At 72.0% G+C, this 17,713-nt stretch carries 16 protein-coding genes; 2 read left to right on the forward strand and 14 right to left on the reverse strand.

Annotated features, from left to right (window positions below; genetic code table 11):
* Positions 1–187: 187 nt before the first annotated feature.
* The 9 genes from ACFFRH_RS34705 to ACFFRH_RS34745 all read right to left on the reverse strand — a co-directional run bounded on the left by ACFFRH_RS34705 (position 188) and on the right by ACFFRH_RS34745 (position 9,720).
* Positions 188–1,012 (reverse strand): shikimate dehydrogenase, encoded by an 825-nt coding sequence (locus tag ACFFRH_RS34705; RefSeq protein ID WP_386161723.1) that lies wholly within the window; start codon positions 1,010–1,012, stop codon positions 188–190.
* The gene (mltG, locus tag ACFFRH_RS34710) at positions 1,009–2,184 is read right to left on the reverse strand and encodes an endolytic transglycosylase MltG (RefSeq protein WP_386161627.1); all 1,176 of its coding nucleotides are present in this window, start codon (positions 2,182–2,184) and stop codon (positions 1,009–1,011) included. The genes ACFFRH_RS34705 and mltG (ACFFRH_RS34710) overlap by 4 nt, the downstream gene beginning before the upstream one ends.
* Positions 2,185–2,347: 163 nt before the next feature.
* Entirely contained in the window at positions 2,348–3,385 is a 1,038-nt protein-coding gene (gene mltG / locus ACFFRH_RS34715; protein ID WP_386161629.1) for an endolytic transglycosylase MltG, read from the reverse strand.
* Positions 3,382–3,882 carry a Holliday junction resolvase RuvX gene (gene ruvX, locus ACFFRH_RS34720; protein ID WP_386161631.1) on the reverse strand — a complete coding sequence of 167 codons (501 nt, stop codon included), beginning with the start codon at positions 3,880–3,882 and terminating at the stop codon, positions 3,382–3,384. Before ruvX ends, mltG (ACFFRH_RS34715) begins: the two co-directional genes overlap by 4 nt.
* A gap of 52 nt (positions 3,883–3,934) precedes the next feature.
* Positions 3,935–6,604: an alanine--tRNA ligase gene (alaS, locus tag ACFFRH_RS34725; RefSeq protein ID WP_386161633.1), complete on the reverse strand. Its 2,670-nt coding sequence runs from the start codon at positions 6,602–6,604 to the stop codon at positions 3,935–3,937.
* 1 nt (position 6,605) lies between these two features.
* Positions 6,606–6,860: a hypothetical protein gene (locus ACFFRH_RS34730; protein ID WP_386161635.1), complete on the reverse strand. Its 255-nt coding sequence runs from the start codon at positions 6,858–6,860 to the stop codon at positions 6,606–6,608.
* Complete coding sequence (locus tag ACFFRH_RS34735) at positions 6,857–7,249, reverse strand: DUF948 domain-containing protein (RefSeq protein WP_386161637.1); 393 nt, start codon at positions 7,247–7,249, stop codon at positions 6,857–6,859. The genes ACFFRH_RS34730 and ACFFRH_RS34735 overlap by 4 nt, the downstream gene beginning before the upstream one ends.
* A 96-nt stretch (positions 7,250–7,345) precedes the next feature.
* On the reverse strand, positions 7,346–8,785 hold the full coding sequence (locus ACFFRH_RS34740; protein ID WP_386161639.1) for an isoprenylcysteine carboxylmethyltransferase family protein: 1,440 nt from the start codon (positions 8,783–8,785) through the stop codon (positions 7,346–7,348).
* Complete coding sequence (locus tag ACFFRH_RS34745; protein ID WP_386161640.1) at positions 8,782–9,720, reverse strand: hypothetical protein; 939 nt, start codon at positions 9,718–9,720, stop codon at positions 8,782–8,784. Before ACFFRH_RS34745 ends, ACFFRH_RS34740 begins: the two co-directional genes overlap by 4 nt.
* An 88-nt stretch (positions 9,721–9,808) precedes the next feature.
* Here ACFFRH_RS34745 and ACFFRH_RS34750 point away from each other — a divergent pair, with 88 nt between their 5' ends.
* Complete coding sequence (locus ACFFRH_RS34750; RefSeq protein WP_386161641.1) at positions 9,809–10,453, forward strand: TetR/AcrR family transcriptional regulator; 645 nt, start codon at positions 9,809–9,811, stop codon at positions 10,451–10,453.
* A gap of 86 nt (positions 10,454–10,539) precedes the next feature.
* Here the strand turns inward: ACFFRH_RS34750 and ACFFRH_RS34755 are convergent, their stop codons facing one another.
* Positions 10,540–11,850 (reverse strand): replication-associated recombination protein A, encoded by a 1,311-nt coding sequence (locus tag ACFFRH_RS34755; RefSeq protein ID WP_386161642.1) that lies wholly within the window; start codon positions 11,848–11,850, stop codon positions 10,540–10,542.
* A gap of 82 nt (positions 11,851–11,932) precedes the next feature.
* Positions 11,933–12,394 carry a DUF2231 domain-containing protein gene (locus tag ACFFRH_RS34760; protein WP_386161644.1) on the reverse strand — a complete coding sequence of 154 codons (462 nt, stop codon included), beginning with the start codon at positions 12,392–12,394 and terminating at the stop codon, positions 11,933–11,935.
* Positions 12,395–12,595: 201 nt separating this feature from the next.
* Between ACFFRH_RS34760 and ACFFRH_RS34765 the strand changes: the two genes are divergently transcribed.
* Entirely contained in the window at positions 12,596–13,483 is an 888-nt protein-coding gene (locus ACFFRH_RS34765; protein ID WP_386161646.1) for a peptidylprolyl isomerase, read from the forward strand.
* A gap of 469 nt (positions 13,484–13,952) precedes the next feature.
* Here the strand turns inward: ACFFRH_RS34765 and aspS are convergent, their stop codons facing one another.
* From aspS to ACFFRH_RS34780, 3 genes are read right to left on the reverse strand one after another with little or no spacing between them, the layout of a single operon-like run.
* Entirely contained in the window at positions 13,953–15,689 is a 1,737-nt protein-coding gene (gene aspS / locus ACFFRH_RS34770; RefSeq protein ID WP_386161648.1) for an aspartate--tRNA ligase, read from the reverse strand.
* Complete coding sequence (hisS, locus tag ACFFRH_RS34775) at positions 15,686–16,951, reverse strand: histidine--tRNA ligase (protein WP_386161650.1); 1,266 nt, start codon at positions 16,949–16,951, stop codon at positions 15,686–15,688. The genes aspS and hisS overlap by 4 nt, the downstream gene beginning before the upstream one ends.
* 3 nt (positions 16,952–16,954) lie before the next feature.
* On the reverse strand, positions 16,955–17,701 hold the full coding sequence (locus ACFFRH_RS34780; RefSeq protein WP_386161651.1) for an MBL fold metallo-hydrolase: 747 nt from the start codon (positions 17,699–17,701) through the stop codon (positions 16,955–16,957).
* Positions 17,702–17,713: the final 12 nt, after the last annotated feature.

The raw sequence follows: 17,713 nt of genomic DNA on the forward strand, positions 1-17,713 counted from the left end.
GAAGGCTTCACGCCGTAAGCTCTCCGGGGATTCACCCCCGGTTGTGATCCTGACCTGTCAGCCTTGCGGCCGACGAGGTGGGAGGACGACCTCCGCTTGCGCGTCCAGCAGGCACGCCGGACCGATCGAGTAGTTACTCTACCACAACAGCGCGTTCACACAGAATCATCCCGGCCCCCGGCGGCGGTCACTCCGCGGGGGCGGCGCGCCTGACGATCTCGGCCTTTCCCGCCTCGCGCATCGCCTCCACCGGCACGTCCGCGCGGCCGGTCATCATCTCGACCTGCCGGACCGCCTGGTGCAGGAGCATCGGGAAGCCGCCGACGACGATCCCGCCCCGTCCGGCCACGGCCGCGGCCGGACGGGTGGGCCAGGGCGCGTAGACCACGTCGAAGAGGGCGGGCACGCCCGCCAGCGTCGCGGCGAGGTCGTCGGCCGCGCCGGAGGGCAGGGTCGAGACGACCAGGTCGACCTCCAGCGCGGTGTCGAGCTTGTCGAGGGTCCGCACCGACAGGGACATGCCCAGCCGCTCGGCGACCTCCGCGGTCTCCCACGCCCTCGCGGGGTCGCGGACCACGAGGATCGCCTCGCCGAGACCCAGCTCGCGCAGGGCGGCCAGCGCGGAGGCCGCCGTCGCGCCGCCGCCGAGGACGGTCGCCGCCCGCGGCGGGGCCACGCCCGCCTCGGCGAGCGCCTGGACGATGCCGTACACGTCGGTGTTGTGCCCGTGCCGGGCGCCGTCGCGCAGGATCACCGTGTTGACCCCGCCCACCTGGACCGCGAGGTCGGAGACGGTGTCGAGCAGCGGCATCACCGCCCGCTTGAGCGGCATCGTGAGCGATAGCCCCGCCCAGTCGCCGTCCAGCCCGGCGAGGAGGCCGGGAAGCCCGGCCTCGTCGCACTCGATCGCCTCGTAGCGCCAGTCGTGCAGCCCCATGCCCTCGTGGGCGGCGCGGTGCAGGTGCGGGGAGAGCGAGTGGACGATCGGCGACCCCAGGACCGCCGCCCTCAGCACCCGTTCACCTTGTTCCTCTCGTACTCCTGCTTGAGCGCGAGGAAGTCGGACTCCAGCGAGGCGAACTTGGTGACACGCTTGGCCGGGCAGGTGGTCACGAACCAGATCCAGTCGCCCTTGGTGGGGTTGAGCGCCGCCTGGATGGCGTCGTCGCCCGGGTTCGCGATCGGGCCCGGGGGCAGGCCCATGCGCCCGTAGGTGTTGTAGGGCGACTTGCTCTCGAGGTCCTTGTGGGAGGCCTCGATGCCGTACTTGTTCAGCGCGTACATCACCGTGCTGTCCATCGCCAGCTCGCGGGGCGGATTGCCGTCGAGCCGGTTGTAGATGACACGGGCCACCTTGCCCATGTCCTCCTTGGTGCCCGACTCCGCCTGGACGATGCTGGCGATCGTCATGATCTCGTGCGAGGTGTGCCCGAGGGCCTTCGCCTTGCCCTGGAGGTCGTCCTTGTCGGCGGTCTGGTTGAAGCGGTCGACCATCTTGGTGAGGATCTCCAGGGCCGTCATCTTGGGCGTGATCTCGTAGGTGGCCGGGAAGGCGTAGCCCTCCAGCTTGCCCCTGGCGTACGAGGGCAGGCCGAGCTCGCGGACGTTCCTGGCCGCCTGCTGGAACTCCCGCAGCGGCTTGCCCGTCTCCGTGGAGAGCTGCTTGAGGGTGTCGACCAGGCGCAGTCCCTCCTTGAGGGTGACCTTCTCCCGCAGCCGCTTGTCCGGGTCGAGGAGCTTGACGGCCTCCGCGGCCGCCATCCGCTTGCGCATGGTGTATTCGCCCGGTTGCAGGGAGGCGCTCTTGCCCGCCGCCCCGATGGCGTTGACGAAGGCCTTGACGCTCTTCACCACGTCCTGCTCCTGCAGGGTCTGCGCGATGTCGGAGGCGCTCTGGCCCTCCTTGATCTCCACGACGATCTCGCCCGACCCCTGGCCGGTGTAGTCGTCGGGGGTCATCACGTCGCGGACCCAGGTGTAGCCGTAGAAGCCGGCGGCGCCGACGCCGCCGATCAGGACGATGATCGCGAGCATCGGGGCGAGGAAGCCGCCCCGGTTGCGGCGGCGCTTCCTGCGGCGGCCGCGCCGGCCGCCGGAGTCGCGGCCTGGGGACGTGTTGGATCCTCGGCGCGGCCGACCTTCGTCGTCGGAACCGACCAGGAAGTCCATATCGAGATCGTTCATAGCGTCGCTGGCCAATCTCCCGCTAGAGACGGCCTGGCGTCAAGCGGGTGTGCCGAACCGAAGGAGGGCACCCGGCCAGACGTCCCGGTGCTCCGGGAGCCGTCGTCTGAACCGCGGGTGCGGGTTGCCGCCTGCGGCGGAACGGAGGGTATTCCGCCGGGCATCAACGCTTCCCGAGGTATCTGTTCAGCTGTTCCCGGTATCTCACAAACTCACTCTCTTTGTCAGTGAATTTCGTGATTCTATGCTCCGGATTGGTAGTAACAAACCAGAACCAATCACCTTGATCTGGCTGGAGTGCCGCGATCAACGCCTTCTCCCCGGGGTTCGCGATGGGCCCGGGCGGCAGGCCGGGTTTGAGGTAGGTGTTGTACGGGGACCTCACCTCGGTGTCCCTCTCGGAAACCTCCAGGGTCCTGCGCCCCTGTGCGTACAGCACCGTGGCGTCCAACTGGAGCGGCGTCCGGGCCCTGATCCGGTTGTAGATCACTCTAGCGATCTTCGGGTAGTCCGGATCACGCCCGCCCTCAGCCTGGACGATGCTCGCCACCGTGACGGCCTCCCGGAGCGAGAGCCCTCTCTTCACCGCCCGTTTCCTCAGATTCAACTGGGCGGCCACCTGTTTGTAACGTTCCACCATCGCGGCGAGCAGGGCCGGAGCGGTCGTGTCCGGCTCGATCTCGTAGGTGGCGGGGAACAGGAAGCCCTCGGCGCTCCCGGCGTACCGGGGCAGGCCCAGCGCCCGCCCGTCGGCCGCGGCCCTGACCAGGTCGGCCCGGCGCATGCCGGTCTCCTCGGCGAGCAGGTCGAGCAGCTCGGGCAGGCGGAGCCCCTCGGGGACGGTGACCGTGCGGACCACCCGCGCCCCGGGCGCCGCCAGCATGCCGAGCGCCGACAGCGCGGCCATGCCCTTACGGAGCCTGAAGCGGCCGGGGGGCAGGTCGCCCGTCCTGGCCTGCTCCTTCGCCGCCGTGACGAACGCCCTGGCACTGGCCACCACCCCGGCGTCGGCCAGCACCAGCCCGATCTGGGCCGCGCTCGCCCCCCGGGGGATCTCGACGACGACCGTGCCCGACCCCGGCCCCTCGAAGTCGGCGGGCACGAGATAGGGGCGGATCACCAGGAATCCGGCCGTCCCGGTGGCGGCGGCGAGCACGGACGTCCCGGCCACCCACAGCCACACCGGCCGCAGACGGCTCACCGAGCGGTTCCGCCGCCCGGCCGCCCGGCGTCCCCCCCGCCGGAGGGAGGCCCGGCCGGAGCGCCGGGGGGCCTGCCGGTGGCGCGTTCGGCGTCCAGCGCGGCCTGGAGCAGCACGATGGCGGCCGCCTGGTCCACCACGCCACGCTGGTTCTTCGCCTTCACCCCGCTGGCCCGCAGGCCCTGCTGGGCGGTGACGGTGGTCAGCCGCTCGTCGAACAGCCGCACCGGGACGGGCGCCAGCCGCTGCGAGATCCGGTTCGCGAAGTCGCGGGCGGCCTCCGCCGCCTGCCCCTCGCGCCCGGAGAGCGAGGTCGGCAGGCCGACCACCACCTCGACGACCTCGTACTCGGCCGCGATCTCCGCGAGCCGGTCGAGGTCGCCCTTGCCGCGCCGGACGGTCTCCACCGGCGTGGCGAGCAACCCCGAGGGGTCGCTGCGGGCCACGCCGATGCGGACCGAACCGACGTCGACGCCCAGCCGAATGCCGTTTCTCATCGTTCCCGTCTCCGCCCGCGCGCCGGACCCGGCGCGAGGGCGTCGTTCCTCATCAGGTGAGCGTCTGCGCGATCGCCTGCTCGACGGCGGCGAGCGCCTCGCCGATCGCCTCGGGACGCACCCCGCCTCCCTGAGCGACGTCATCCTTGCCGCCACCGCCACCTCCGAGCGCCTTCGCGGCGACGCCGACCAGGCGGCCCGCCTTCAGGCCCCGGCCGCGCCCCGCCTCGTTGACCGCGGCCACCACGACCGGCCGGTCACCGGGCACACCGGCGACGACGACCACCGCGGCGCGATCACCCGGGAACCGGCCGCGCACGTCAAGCGCGAGCTTACGCAGGTCGTCGGGGGAGGTGCCATCAGGCGCGCGGTGCGTCACGACGGACACCCCGTGCAGGTCGACGGCGCTTTCCGCCATCTGCCCCGCACCGGCGAGCACCTGGGCCGAACGCAGCGCGCCCAGCTCCTTCTCCGCGGCGCGCAGCCGGGTGACGATGCCCTCGATGCGCTCGGGCAGCTCCTCCCTGCGGGCCTTGAGCTGCTCCGACAGCTGGGCGACGAGCACGCTCTCCCTGGCCAGGAAGCGGAAGGCGTCGAGGCCGACCAGGGCCTCCACCCGGCGCACGCCCGCGCCGATCGAGGCCTCGCCGAGCACCTTGACCAGGCCCAGCTGCCCGGAGCTGGCGACGTGGGTGCCGCCGCAGAGCTCGCGGGAGTATTCGCCGACCTCGACGATGCGGACGGTGTCGCCGTACTTCTCGCCGAACAGGGCGAGCGCGCCCATCGCGCGGGCCTCCGCCTGGGAGGTGTGGAAGGCGTTGACGCGCAGGTCGTTGATGAGGACGGCGTTCACCTCGTCCTCGACGTCGCGCAGCACGCTGGGCGGCACGGCGCCCGCGGCGGTGAAGTCGAAGCGGAAACGGCCCGGCGAGTTCTCGGAACCGGCCTGCGCCGCGGTCTCGCCCAGCGCGTTGCGGAAGCCCCGGTGCACCAGGTGGGTGGCGGTGTGGCTGCGCGAGATGGCCCGGCGCCGCTCGACGTCGATCTCGGCCTGGGCCTGGTCGCCCACCCGGATCTCCCCGAAGCGGACCTTGCCCCGGTGTACGACGACGCCGGGGACCGGGGACTGCACGTCCACGATCTCCACCTCGGCCCCGCCGGTGCGGATGACGCCCTGGTCGGAGAGCTGGCCGCCGCCCTCGGCGTAGAAGGGCGTGCGGCCCAGCACGACCTCGACCGAGGTGCCCGCGCCAGCCGCGGGGACGGAGAGGCCGTCGACGAGGAGGCCGACGACCTCGGCCTCGGCCGTCACATGGTCGTAGCCGAGGAACTCGACCTTGCCGGTCTTCTCCAGGAGCGTGCCGAAGATCGAGATGTCGGCGTTGCCGGTCTTCTTGGAGGCGGCGTCGGCCTTGGCCCGGTCGCGCTGCTCCTTCATCAGCCGGCGGAAGCCCTCCTCGTCGACCTGCAGCCCCTGCTCGGAGGCCATCTCCAGGGTGAGGTCGATCGGGAAGCCGTAGGTGTCGTGGAGCTGGAAGGCCTGGTCGGCGGCGAGCGTGGCCCTCCCCTTGCGCTTGGTCTCCTCGGCCGCCACGTCGAAGATCGCGGTGCCGGTGCGGAGGGTGCCGAGGAAGGAGGCCTCCTCGGCGTCGATGACGCCGTGGATCTGCGGGGCGTCGGCCCTGAGCTCCTCGTACTGCTCGCCCATCACGTCGACGGTCACGGCGGTGAGCTCGTGCATGTAGCGCTCCTCGCCCGCGCCGAGCAGGCGCAGGTTGCGGATGGCGCGGCGCAGGATGCGGCGCAGCACGTAGCCCCTGCCCTCGTTGGAGGGCAGCACCCCGTCGGCGACGAGCATCACGCCGGTCCTGACGTGGTCGGCGACGACCCGCAGCGACACGTCGGCGCGCTCGTCGCGGCCGTAGCGCGTCTTGGTGAGGTCGGCGGCCCGGTCGAGGATCTTGTACGTGGTGTCGATCTCGTAGATGTTGTCGACGCCCTGCAGGATCGCCGCCATGCGCTCCAGGCCCATGCCCGTGTCGACGCTCTTGGCGGGCAGCTCGCCGGCGATGTCGAAGTCGATCTTGCTGCGTACCGCGCTGAGCTGGTACTGCATGAAGACGTTGTTCCACACCTCGAGGTAGCGGTTCTCGTCGGCGATCGGGCCGCCCTCGCGCCCGTACTCGGGGCCGCGGTCGTAGTAGATCTCGCTGCACGGGCCGCCGGGGCCCGGCACGCCCATGTGCCAGTAGTTGTCGGCCAGGTCGCGGCGCTGGATGCGCTCCTGCGGCACCCCGACCTTGCGCCAGATGTCGGCGGCCTCGTCGTCGTCGAGGTAGACGGTGGCCCAGAGGCGGTCCTCGGGGAAGCCGAACCCGCCCTCGGACTCGGGCCTGGTCAGCAGCTCCCAGGCGAACGGGATCGCCTGCTCCTTGAAGTAGTCGCCGAAGGAGAAGTTGCCGAGCATCTGGAAGAAGCTGGCGTGCCTGGTCGTCTTGCCGACCTCGTCGATGTCGAGGGTCCGCACGACCTTCTGCGCGCTGGCGGCCCGCTTGTAGGGCGGCTTCTGCTGGCCCAGGAAGTAGGGCTTGAAGGGGACCATGCCCGCGTTGACCAGAAGCAGCGTCGGGTCCTCGGCGATGAGGCTGGCCGAGGGCACGATGGTGTGCCCACGCTCCTCGAAGAAGCGCAGGAAGCGGCGGGCGATCTCTGCCGACTCCATGTCAGCGGCCATCCTTTACGTTTGAGTGATAGGGGTTTTCCACGGTGTCGAGCCCGAACCTGGACCGCAACTCGATTTCCCGCTCGGCCGCGCCCCGCAGGGCCTCCCCGGCGAGGTCGCGTGCCTGCTCCAGGGCGCCGCCGGCGTTGCGCACGGCCCTTCTGGCCAGGTGGTTCGGGTGCAGTGCCTGAAGCTTACGCATGGTCCACACCGCGCCGAACGCGCCCAGGCCCATGTAGAACAGCCTGCGGATCATCGCGGGCGCCTCTCCAGCGCCTGCGCGGCGGGCCTGGCCCGCCGGCGGGAGCCCAGGGCCCTGCGGACGCCGTGGGTGAGGGCCGCGACCTTGATCATCGGGCCGGTGACCAGGTTCTGGGTGACGTCGCTGACCCTGGCCACATGCCCGCTCACCTGCTTGACGTCCCTGGTGATGGCCTCGATCGCGACCAGTTGCCGGTTGGTCTCGCCGACGGCGGCCGACACGTCCTCCAGCAGCGGCACGACGCGGTCGCCCAGCTGGGAGACCATCTTGGTGGTCTCGGTGAGCAGCCGGGCCAGCCTGACCATGACGACGGCCATGAAGGAGACCAGGATCGCCCAGGCCATCGCGGCGATCAGCCCCGCGACCTCTCCTGCGGTAAGCATCTGCGGACCCGCTCCCCTCATAGGTTCATAGGTGACCCCGGCCATGGTCGGGCGGATTGGCAAAACCCTATCGTGCCCGATACCACTCATCCCCGCTTACCGCGCGCCCCCGGGGGCGGCCCCTCGGGATCGGCGCGAGCTCCCCGGACGTTCCCGGCCCTCCGGGCCCGGTCCCTCCGCGCTCGACCTCTCCGGGCCCGTTCTCTCCGCACTCGTTCTCTCCGCACTCGTTCTCTCCGCACTCGTTCTCTCCGCACTCGTTCTCTCCGCACTCGTTCTCTCCGCGCTCGGCTTCTCCGGGCTCGGCCGGTACGGCGGGCGCGGGGGACGCGGGCCGTAGCCGAAGGCGTCCACGCACAGCTGCGCGAACCAGGTGATCCCGGGGAGCATGAGCAGCCAGCCGGCCAGCGCCCAGCCGAGGTGGATGTGGGTCAGGACGTGCGCGACCGCGGCCACGCCCTGGAACGCCTGCCCGTCCGCGCGCTCGTAGGTGATCCGGCGGAGTCCCCCCGGGTGGTCCTCGGCCGCCGGCACGCGCAGCCCCGAGGGCCTTCTGGCGACGATCCACCGTCCCACCTCCGAGCAGGTGGAGCAGCCGGCGGCCACGTACACCGAGGCCGGGGGCATGACAGGACGCAGGCGCGGCACCCAGGGGCGCACCGCCCGCCGGTAGTCCGCCCACTCCGCGCCGAAACGCCCGGCCAGCTGCTCCCCCTCGTGCCAGGCCGCCAGGCCGGCGCCGTAGGCGACGACGACCGGCGCCGCGGCGAGGAACCGCGCGTCGAACACGCCGAGGACGAGATAGGCGCCGGCCATCGAGACCTGCATCGGATTGCGCACGTAGCCGTAGGGCCCGGTGGTCACCAACCTTCTCGGGGGGTCGTACGGCAGAGGGGTGCCGCGCCCGGAGACCGCGAACTCGCGCGCCGCGGCCACGCCGAGCAGCAGCGGCACGGCGAGCGCCTGGACGAGGAGGCCGAGCGCCCAGCCCGGCTGCCGCCAGACCCCGGTCAGCGCGACGGGCAGGACCACTCCCAGGCCGCCCGCGAGGACGACCTGCGTCAGGGAGCGGGCGAACAGCGCGCGGTCGTCCAGCGTCCAGCGGGCCAGCAGCAACCCCGGGACCAGGCACACCGCGATCGCCGCCGACTCGCCCGCGAGCCAGTGCTCGCCGAGGACGACGACGGGCTCGCCCAGCGGCATCACCGCCAGGTCCAGCCAGGCCGTCACGGCGGCCGTCAGCGGCAGCGGAGTCCTGGGCGCCACCAGGGCGGGGAGCGCGCCCCACAGCAGCGCCCAGCCCAGCAGCAGGTCAAGCGGGACCCCACGGTAGACGGCGCCCTCGGCCTGGAAGCGCCACCAGCCCAGATGCGCGGCTAGGGCGTTGACGGCGGCGAGCGTCAGCAGGTTCCAGGCCGTGGCGAGGATCACCGCGGCGACCTCGCGCTCCCCCGGCCGGCGCCGCGCCGCCGCGGCCAGCACGGCGGCGACGGGGACCATGAGCGCCAGGCCCCGGACCAGGGCGGGGTCGCTCACCGGGTGAAGGTCCCGGCCAGGTATCCGGCGGCCTCGGCGGCGGCGTACCGCTGGAGGGGACCGAAGTACCAGCCGGGGTCGAAGGTGCGGCCGTAGCGCAGTGTCACGGAGAGCCGGTCCCCGCCCCAGGCGAACTCCGCCTCCCGCAGATCCATCCAGCGCGCCACGGTGGTGTCGCGGACCACCGAGAACGTCACCCGCTCCGGCGACCGCTCCTTGACCCGCAGGGTCATCGAGCGCGGCTCGGGGAGGGCGCCGAGGCCCAGGGGGCGGCGCGGGGTGAAGGTGATCTCCCGCTGGTCGCCGACCTCCAGACCCGCCCCCTCGGCCCGTACCGGCGTGGGGAAGCCCAGCCGCAGGAACGGCGAGTCGACGCGGCCGAACCGGGGGGCGACGGCCAGCGTCCGCTCCACCCGTGCCCCCGAGGCCGGGTGGACCACGGTCACCTCGCTGTCGCGCGGCGGCGCGACCATCTCGCCGCCCCCGCCGAGCGCCGCGAGCAGCACCAGCGGGGCGACGAGGCCGTTGCTGCCGCGCCTTCGGGAGTGGTCGACGGCGAGCCCGACCAGCAGGCCGACGAGGTAGAAGATCGGGGCCGCGAAGAGCAGGCAGACGACCCCCTCGTTGAGCAGGGGCCCGGCGATGGCGAGGGCGACCGTGATCACCGCCATGATCAGCCCCGTGACGGTCCTGGGCCTGACGGTGAGCACCACGGTGACGGCGATCACGGCGGGGACGCCGACGTAGAACAGCGCCGTCTGCTCCAGGTGGCCCGCGCGCAGCACCCGGTAGGCGAGGAGGCCTGCGAACAGGGCGAGCACCAGTCCGGCCAGCGCGCGCCGCGCCCCGGGATCCTCGCCGGGGCCTGGGAGCGGTTCCGGAATCTCTGGGGGATCGCTCGGCAGGTCGTTCATGAGCCCCTTCTCAGTCTTCATCGATCGGTTTAATCAGTCGATTAAACCGTATGCTCAGGAAGGCGGCGCAATCAAGACCGGCGAAGCGGGCCGGAGCGGGGAGACACGAGTGAGCAGGCAGCCGGGAGCCGAGACGCGCGAGCGGCTGGTCGAGGCCGCGTCGCTGGTCCTGCGGACCGAGGGGTACGCCGGGACCAGCGCCCGCAGCATCGCCAAGGCGGCGGAGGTCAACTCGGCGCTGGTCTTCTACCACTTCGGAGGCGTCGACCCGCTGCTGCTGGCCGCGCTCGACCGCTCCTCGGAGCAGCGGATGGCCACCTACCGCGAGGCCGTGGCCGGCGCCCGCACCCTGGAGGAGCTCGTCGAGGTCGCCAACGGGATCTACCGGGCCGACCTGGAGGGCGGGCACATCACGCTCTTCTCCGAACTCGTCGGCGCGAGCATCGCCAGGCCGGAGCTGAAGGAGGAGATCGTCAAACGCTCAGAGCCGTGGATCGACTTCGTCGAGCAGACCCTGGAGCGGGTCATCGGCGGATCACCGCTGGCGAGACTGCTGCCGCCCCGCGACCTGGCCTACGCGGCGATCACCTTCTACCTGGGGGTCAACCTGTTCACCCACCTCGACGCCGACCGCTCGCGCACCGAGGCCCTGTTCGGCCTGGCCGGTCGGGTCGCCCCGCGCGCCCGGTTGCTGACCATGCGCTTCCCGCGCCGGCGCACCCCGCCCGCCGGTGACCGCCACCCGGAGGGGTGAGCCCCGGGCCGGGGCCGCGCGGCCACGGTTGCCCCCGCGGCGGCGACGGGACGTCCCCCCGCGAGATGTCCAGGAGACCCGGAGGGTCACTCCCCGCGCAGGAAGGCGCGGATCCTGGACCAGCGGTCGGCGAAGCCCGCCTCGGCACCGTGGCGGGTGGGCTGGTAGTAGCGCCGGTCCCTGAGCTCCTCGGGGGCGTACTCCTGGCGGACCAGGCCGTGCTCGAACTCGTGGGGATACTTGTAGCCCCTGCCGTGGCCGAGCTGCTTGGCCCCCGCGTAGTGGGAGTCGCGCAGATGGTTGGGGACGTGGCCGATGTTGCCGCGCCGCACGTCCGCGGAGGCCGCGCCGATGGCGTTGATCACCGCGTTGGACTTGGGGGCGAGCGCGCAGTGGATGACGGCCTGGGCCAGGTTGAGCCGCCCCTCGGGCAGGCCGATGAACTCCACCGCCTGGGCGGCGGCCACCGCGACCTGCAGGCAGGTGGGGTCGGCCATGCCGACGTCCTCCGAGGCGAAGATGACGATCCTGCGGGCGATGAACCGGGGGTCCTCCCCCGCCTCGATCATCCGGGCGAGGTAGTGCAGTGCGGCGTCGGCGTCGGAGCCCCGCATGCTCTTGATGAAACCGCTGATCACGTCGTAGTGCTGGTCGCCCTGGCGGTCGTAGCGCACGGCCGCCTTGTCCACCGCCCGTTCCACCACCTCGACGGTGACCTCGCCGTCGGCGATCAGCGCGGCGGCCTCCAGGTAGGTGAGCGACCTGCGGGCGTCGCCGCCGGCCAGCCGCACCAGGTGCTCGGCGGCCTCCGGCGCCAGGCTCACCCTCCCGTCCAGGCCGCGCGGGTCGGTGACGGCGCGCTCCAGCACCACCCGGATGTCGTCCTCCGACAGCGACTCCAGGGTCAGCAGCAGCGAACGCGACAGCAGCGGCGAGATGACGGAGAAGAAGGGGTTCTCGGTGGTGGCGCCGATGAAGGTGACCCAGCGGTTCTCCACGGCGGGCAGCAGGGCGTCCTGCTGCGCCTTGTTGAAGCGGTGCACCTCGTCGACGAACAGGACGGTCTGGCGGCCGGACATGCCCAGCTCGCGCCGGGCCTGCTCGATGGCCGCGCGGACCTCCTTGACGCCCGCCGACACCGCGGAGACCTCCACGAAGCGGCGCTTGGTGACACCCGCCACCACGTAGGCGAGGGTGGTCTTGCCGGTGCCCGGAGGGCCCCAGAGGAACAGCGACATCGGCGCCTCGGCCTCGACGAGGCGGCGCAGCGGCGTGCCGGGGCCCAGCAGGTGCCGCTGGCCGATCACCTCGTCCAGGCTCCGGGGGCGCATCCGCACCGCCAGGGGCTCCTGGCCGCGATGGGCCTCCTCCGCCGCCGAATCGAACAGGCTGTCCACGCCTGAGACAGTACCGTCAGCCCGGCGGGGCCCCGGCCCTGCCGGCCTCCCCCGGCCCCCGGCCTCCAGGGGCCGTACGGGCTCAGTTTCCCCAGACCGTGACGGCTCCGCTGTGCCCGGTCCGTACCACGTAGTAGAGCGTCACGACGGCCAGGACCACGGTCAGCGCCGAGACCGCCAGCTCGACCGGGCGGCCGAACCTGTCGCCGCGCGTGACGTAGACGAGGGCCAGCGACACCACTCCGAGGACGAAGGCGACGAGCAGCAGGGGAAGCGAGAAGCCCGCGTGCTCGGCGATGCGCTCGCCGAGCTGTCCCCCGGCGGAGGCGAAGCGGCCCTCCTCCAGCGCCTCCCCGCTCTCCCTCGCCACGAAGACGCTCACCGGCACGACCGGGGCGAGCCCGGCCACCGCCCAGGTGAGCACCGGCCGCGTGCGGGGCGCCAGCGCGTACACGGCGGCGAGCACCGCGAGGAGCGGTGTCAGGACCACGGCCGCGTGAACGACCAGGGGGTGGAGGGGCAGACCGAGGATCTCGTCGAACATGGGGACACTCCGGTAGTACGTGGCTCATCATCAGCAAGTACAGGGATCCCACCACAGGTGGGCTATGGGGAGCGTGAGGAGATCTCGTCTTCCCCTCTGCCCCATCTGATGAATTCCTCCACTTACGTACAGCACATGTTGGGGCCGGTACTCTTTTCGCCAGCCCGTAACCATGGAACATCAATCTTGGAGGACATAGCGGTGAGCGCCGAGGACCGCCAGAGCCAGCTGGCTCGGGAACACAAGGAGCGGCAGGCGAAGCGTGCCGAGCAGACGACCGCGTCGAAGCGCAACGTCGTCATCGGGACCGTCGCCGCACTGGTCGTCGTCGCGGGAGGACTGTTCGCCGGGGTCACCCTTCTGGGAAACGACGGTGACGACGTGAAGGCCAAGCCCGCCGCCAGCAGTTCACCGGTTCCCTCGGACACCGCGGCCGCGACGCCGGAGCCGACCTTCACGGCCGATCCGACCAGCACGAAGTGCTCCTATCGCAAGGACACCAGCGGCAGCCCGGCGAAGAACGTGGGCACGCCGCCGGCCAAGCCCAACCTGAAGCTGAAGACCATGACGATCACCACCAACCACGGCGACGTCGTGATCGACCTGGCGACCGCGCAGGCTCCCTGCACGGTCAACTCCTTCGCCTTCCTGGCCAGGAAGAACTTCTTCGACAACACCAAGTGCCACCGCCTGGCCACCCCCGAGAACTCCGGCGTGAGCCTGCTGCAGTGCGGCGACCCGCAGGCCAAGGCCGACGGGAAGAACCCCACCGACGGCCAGGGCAGCTCGGGCTACGTCTACGACAGCGAGAACCTCGGCGGGATCCCGTACAGCAAGGGCACGGTCGCGGTGGCCCAGGCGGTCGACGCCGTCAACCAGAACGGCAGCCAGTTCTGGATCTCGCTCGGGAACGAGACCGAGCAGGTGGAGAAGGCCTACACGCCCTTCGGTGTGGTCTCCCAGGGGATGGAGATCCTGGAGAAGATCGCCGCGGGCGGGTGGATCACCAACCCCGACGACATCACCGGCGACGGCGGCTCCAACGCCCCCAAGATCCCGGTGATCATCAAGAACGTGCGGCTCTCCTAGCCGGGCCCGCGGCGCCCCGCCGCCACAGGACGCCCCGCCGGTCGGACGACCCGCGGGGCGTTTCCACGTCCGCCCCCGGACACGCCGGCGCCCTCGTACCCCTGCCGGCTCCGCGCCCCTGTACCCCCTGCCGGACCCGCGCCTTCGTGCCCCGGACGGGCCGCTGCCCCGCACACCCCTGACCGGTCCCGCACGCGGGCGCCCCGAATGGCGCGTGGCCGGTACGCGGCCGGTACGGACCTCAGCGCGGCCGTGTGCGGGCCGTGAGCCCCTCCCGCCCCCCAGAGGACCCGGTGGCCCCGCGGGTCGCTCAGGAGGCCAGTGAGGCGCCCGGAGGGCATCGGAGGGCATCGGAGGGCATCGCCGCGCCCCATCCCTGCGAGTTCCCTGCCCGGACACGACGAAAGCCCCCGGAACACCGTCCGGGGGCTTTCGTCACGTCCTGCTCACATCCGGGGCAGGCCCCGGATCAGGCGTCGGCCTTGGGCCTGCCGTCGACGCCCGCCTCCTTGCGCTGCTCCACCGTGATCGGGGTGGGCGCGCCGGTGAGCGGGTCGAACCCGGAGGCCGTCTTCGGGAAGGCGATGACGTCGCGGATGGAGTCGGTGCCCGCCAGGAGCATGCAGATCCGGTCCCAGCCGTAGGCGATGCCTCCGTGCGGCGGGGGGCCGTACTTGAACGCCTCCAGCAGGAAGCCGAACTTGCTCTCCGCGTCCTCCTTGGAGATGCCCAGCACGTCGAAGACGCGCTGCTGCATCTCGGCCCGGTGGATACGGATCGAGCCGCCGCCGATCTCCATGCCGTTGCAGACCATGTCGTAGGCGTAGGCCAGGGCCTCGCCGGGCTGGTCCTGGAAGGTGTCGGCCCACTCGGGCTTGGGGCCGGTGAAGGGGTGGTGGACCGCGGTCCAGCCGCCCTCGCCGTCCTCCTCGAACATGGGGGCGTCGACGACCCACAGGAAGTTCCAGGCCGACTCGTCGATCAGGCCGCAGCGACGGCCGATCTCCAGGCGGGCCGCGCCGAGCAGCTCACGGGAGGCGGAGGCCGCGCCGGCCGCGAAGAAGATCGCGTCACCGGGCGCCGCGCCGACCTCGGCGGCCAGGCCGGCCGACTCGGTCTCCGACAGGTTCTTGGCGACCGGCCCGCCGAGCGCGCCGTCCTCGCCCACCAGCACGTAGGCCAGGCCCCTGGCGCCGCGCGACTTGGCCCACTCCTGCCAGCCGTCCAGCTCCTTGCGGGTCTGCGAGGCACCGCCAGGCATGACCACGGCGCCCACGTACGGGGCCTGGAACACCCGGAAGGTGGTGTCGGCGAAGAAGCCGGTCATCTCGACGAGCTCCTGGCCGAAGCGCAGGTCGGGCTTGTCGGAGCCGTAGCGCGCCATGGCGTCGCGGTAGGTCATCCGGGGCAGGGGCGTCGGCAGGTCGTAGCCGGCCGTCTCCTTCCAGATGCGGCCGATGAGCCGCTCGCCCAGCGCGATGACGTCGTCCTGGTCCACGAAGGACATCTCGACGTCGATCTGGGTGAACTCCGGCTGCCGGTCGGCGCGCAGGTCCTCGTCGCGGTAGCACTTGGCGAGCTGGTAGTAGCGCTCGAGCCCCGCGACCTGGAGAAGCTGCTTGAACAGCTGGGGCGACTGGGGCAGGGCGTACCAGCTGCCCGGCTGGAGGCGGACCGGGACCAGGAAGTCGCGGGCGCCCTCGGGGGTCGAGCGGGTCAGCGTCGGGGTCTCGACGTAGGTGAACCCCTGCTCGTTCATCACCTCGTGGGCGAGGTAGGTGGCCCGGGAGCGGATGCGCATGGCGTGCGCGACCTGCTGGCGGCGGATGTCGAGGTAGCGGTACTTCAGCCGCGCCTCCTCCGAGACGCCCGCGGTGCCCTCGATCGGGAACGGCAGCGGCGCGGACTCGCTGAGCACCTCGACCTCGGAGGCGACGACCTCGATCGCGCCGGTCGGCAGCTCGGGGTTCTCGTTGCCCTCGGGGCGGACCCGCACCTCTCCGACGACCTTGACGCAGTATTCGGCGCGCAGGCCGTGGGCGTCGTCCTCCTCGCGGAAGACCACCTGGGCCGAGCCCGAGGCGTCACGCAGGTCGATGAAGACCACGCCGCCGTGGTCGCGGCGCCGCGCCACCCACCCGGCGAGCGTCACCCGCTGCCCGGCGTGCTCCTCGCGCAGTGATCCCGCTTCGTGCGTGCGGATCATTTGTCCAGTCTCTCCTTCAACATCGTGACGATCTCGGCGAGCGGCACGGCGGTCTGGTCCCCGCTGGCCAGGTCCTTGACCTGGGCGACCCCCGCGGCGAGGTCTCGCTCGCCGAGGATCACCGCGTAGCCGGCACCCGAGCGGTCGGCGCCCTTCATCGCGCCCTTGACGCCCTTGCCGCCGAACGACATGTCGGCGGCCAGGCCCGCCCGGCGCAGCTCGGTGACGAGCAGGAACATCCGGCGGCGTGCCTCCTCGCCCAGCGGCACACCGTACACCCGCACGCGCGCCTCGGCGCTCTCGTCCCCGAACAGGCCCTCGGCCTCCATGGCCAGGACCGTGCGGTCGACGCCCAGCGCCCAGCCGACGCTGGGCAGGGCGGGGCCGCCGAGCATCTCGCTCAGCCCGTCGTAGCGACCCCCGCCCCCCACCGCGGACTGCGAGCCGAGCCCGTCGTGGACGAACTCGAACGTGGTGCGCGTGTAGTAGTCGAGGCCGCGGACGAGCCGGGGGTCGTCGGTGTAGGCCACGCCGGAGGCGGTCAGCAGCGCGCGGACCTCCTCGTGGTAGGCCTTGCACGCCCCGCACAGGTGGTCGACGACGAGCGGCGCCCCGGCCAGTCGTGCCTGCACCTCGGGGCGCTTGTCGTCGAGCACGCGCAACGGGTTGATCTCGATTCGGGCGCGGGTGGCCTCGTCGAGGTCGAGGCCGCGCAGGAAGTCCTGGAGCGCGGCCCGGTAGACGGGGCGGCACTCCTTGTCGCCCAGCGTGTTGACCAGCAGCCGGACCCCGGTGAGCCCCAGGGCGGCGTAGCCGTCGACGGCGAGCAGGATCAGCTCGGCGTCGAGCGCCGGGTCCTCCGAGCCCAGCGCCTCGGCGCCGACCTGCCAGAAGTGGCGGTAGCGGCCCTTCTGGGCCCGCTCGTAGCGGAACTGGCTGCCCGAGTACCAGAGCTTCACCGGGAGCTGCCCGTTGTGCAGGCCGTGCTGGAGGACCGCCCGCACCACCGACGCGGTGCCCTCGGGACGCAGCGTGATGGAGCGCCCGCCCTTGTCCTCGAAGGTGTACATCTCCTTGGAGACGATGTCGGTCGACTCGCCGACACCGCGGACGAACAGCGCGGTGTCCTCGAAGACCGGGGTCTCGATGTAGCCGTAGCCCGCCCGGCGGGCGGGCGCGGTGAGCGCCTCGCGCACGGCGAGCGCCCGCTCCGAGCGCGGCGGAAGCCAGTCGAAGGTGCCCTTGGGCGCCTGCAAAGTCATTGTCTAAAGTCCCCTGCCGGGGCCGCGGTCGTGCCCGGTGCCCGCGCCGTCCGCGAGCTCCGCGGGATCCGCTCCCGCGGCCGCCTTCGCCTCCGCGAGGTACGGGTTGGTGGCACGCTCGTGACCGATCGTGGTCTGTGGTCCGTGGCCGGGCAGGACCACCGTCTCCTCCGGCAGCGGCAGGCACTTGGCCGCCAGGCTGCGCAGGATGGTCGGGTAGTCGCCGCCCGGAAGGTCTGTGCGGCCGATGGAGCCGGCGAACAGCAGGTCGCCCGAGAACAGCACGTCCGGGATCTCCTCGGTGCTGGGCAGCCTGAAGGTCACCGACCCCCTGGTATGGCCGGGGGTGTGGTCGACGGTGAGCTCCAGGCCGGCCAGGCGCAGCACCTCTCCGTCGGCGAGCTCGCGCACGTCGTCGGGCTCGGTGAAGGCGAGCCCGCCGAACAGCTGCTGCTTCGTCGACAGCGACAGCCCCTTGCCCGGGTCGGACAGCAGGTCGCGGTCCTCCGGATGGATCCACGCGGGAACGTCACGCGCGCCGCAGACCGGGGCGACCGACCACATGTGGTCGATGTGCCCGTGGGTGACCAGCACCGCGACGGGCTTGAGCCGGTGCTCGCGCAGCAGGTCGTCGAGGTCGCCGACGGCGTTCTGACCGGGGTCGACGACCACGCACTCCTCGCCCGCGGCGGGAGCGACGACGTAACAGTTGGTCTGGAAGGACCCTGCGGGAAACCCGGCGATGAGCATCTGCCTCAGCTG

The sequence above is a fragment of the Streptosporangium vulgare genome (genome assembly GCF_042428775.1).
In the GTDB taxonomy this organism is placed as follows: Bacteria; Actinomycetota; Actinomycetes; order Streptosporangiales; family Streptosporangiaceae; genus Streptosporangium; species Streptosporangium vulgare.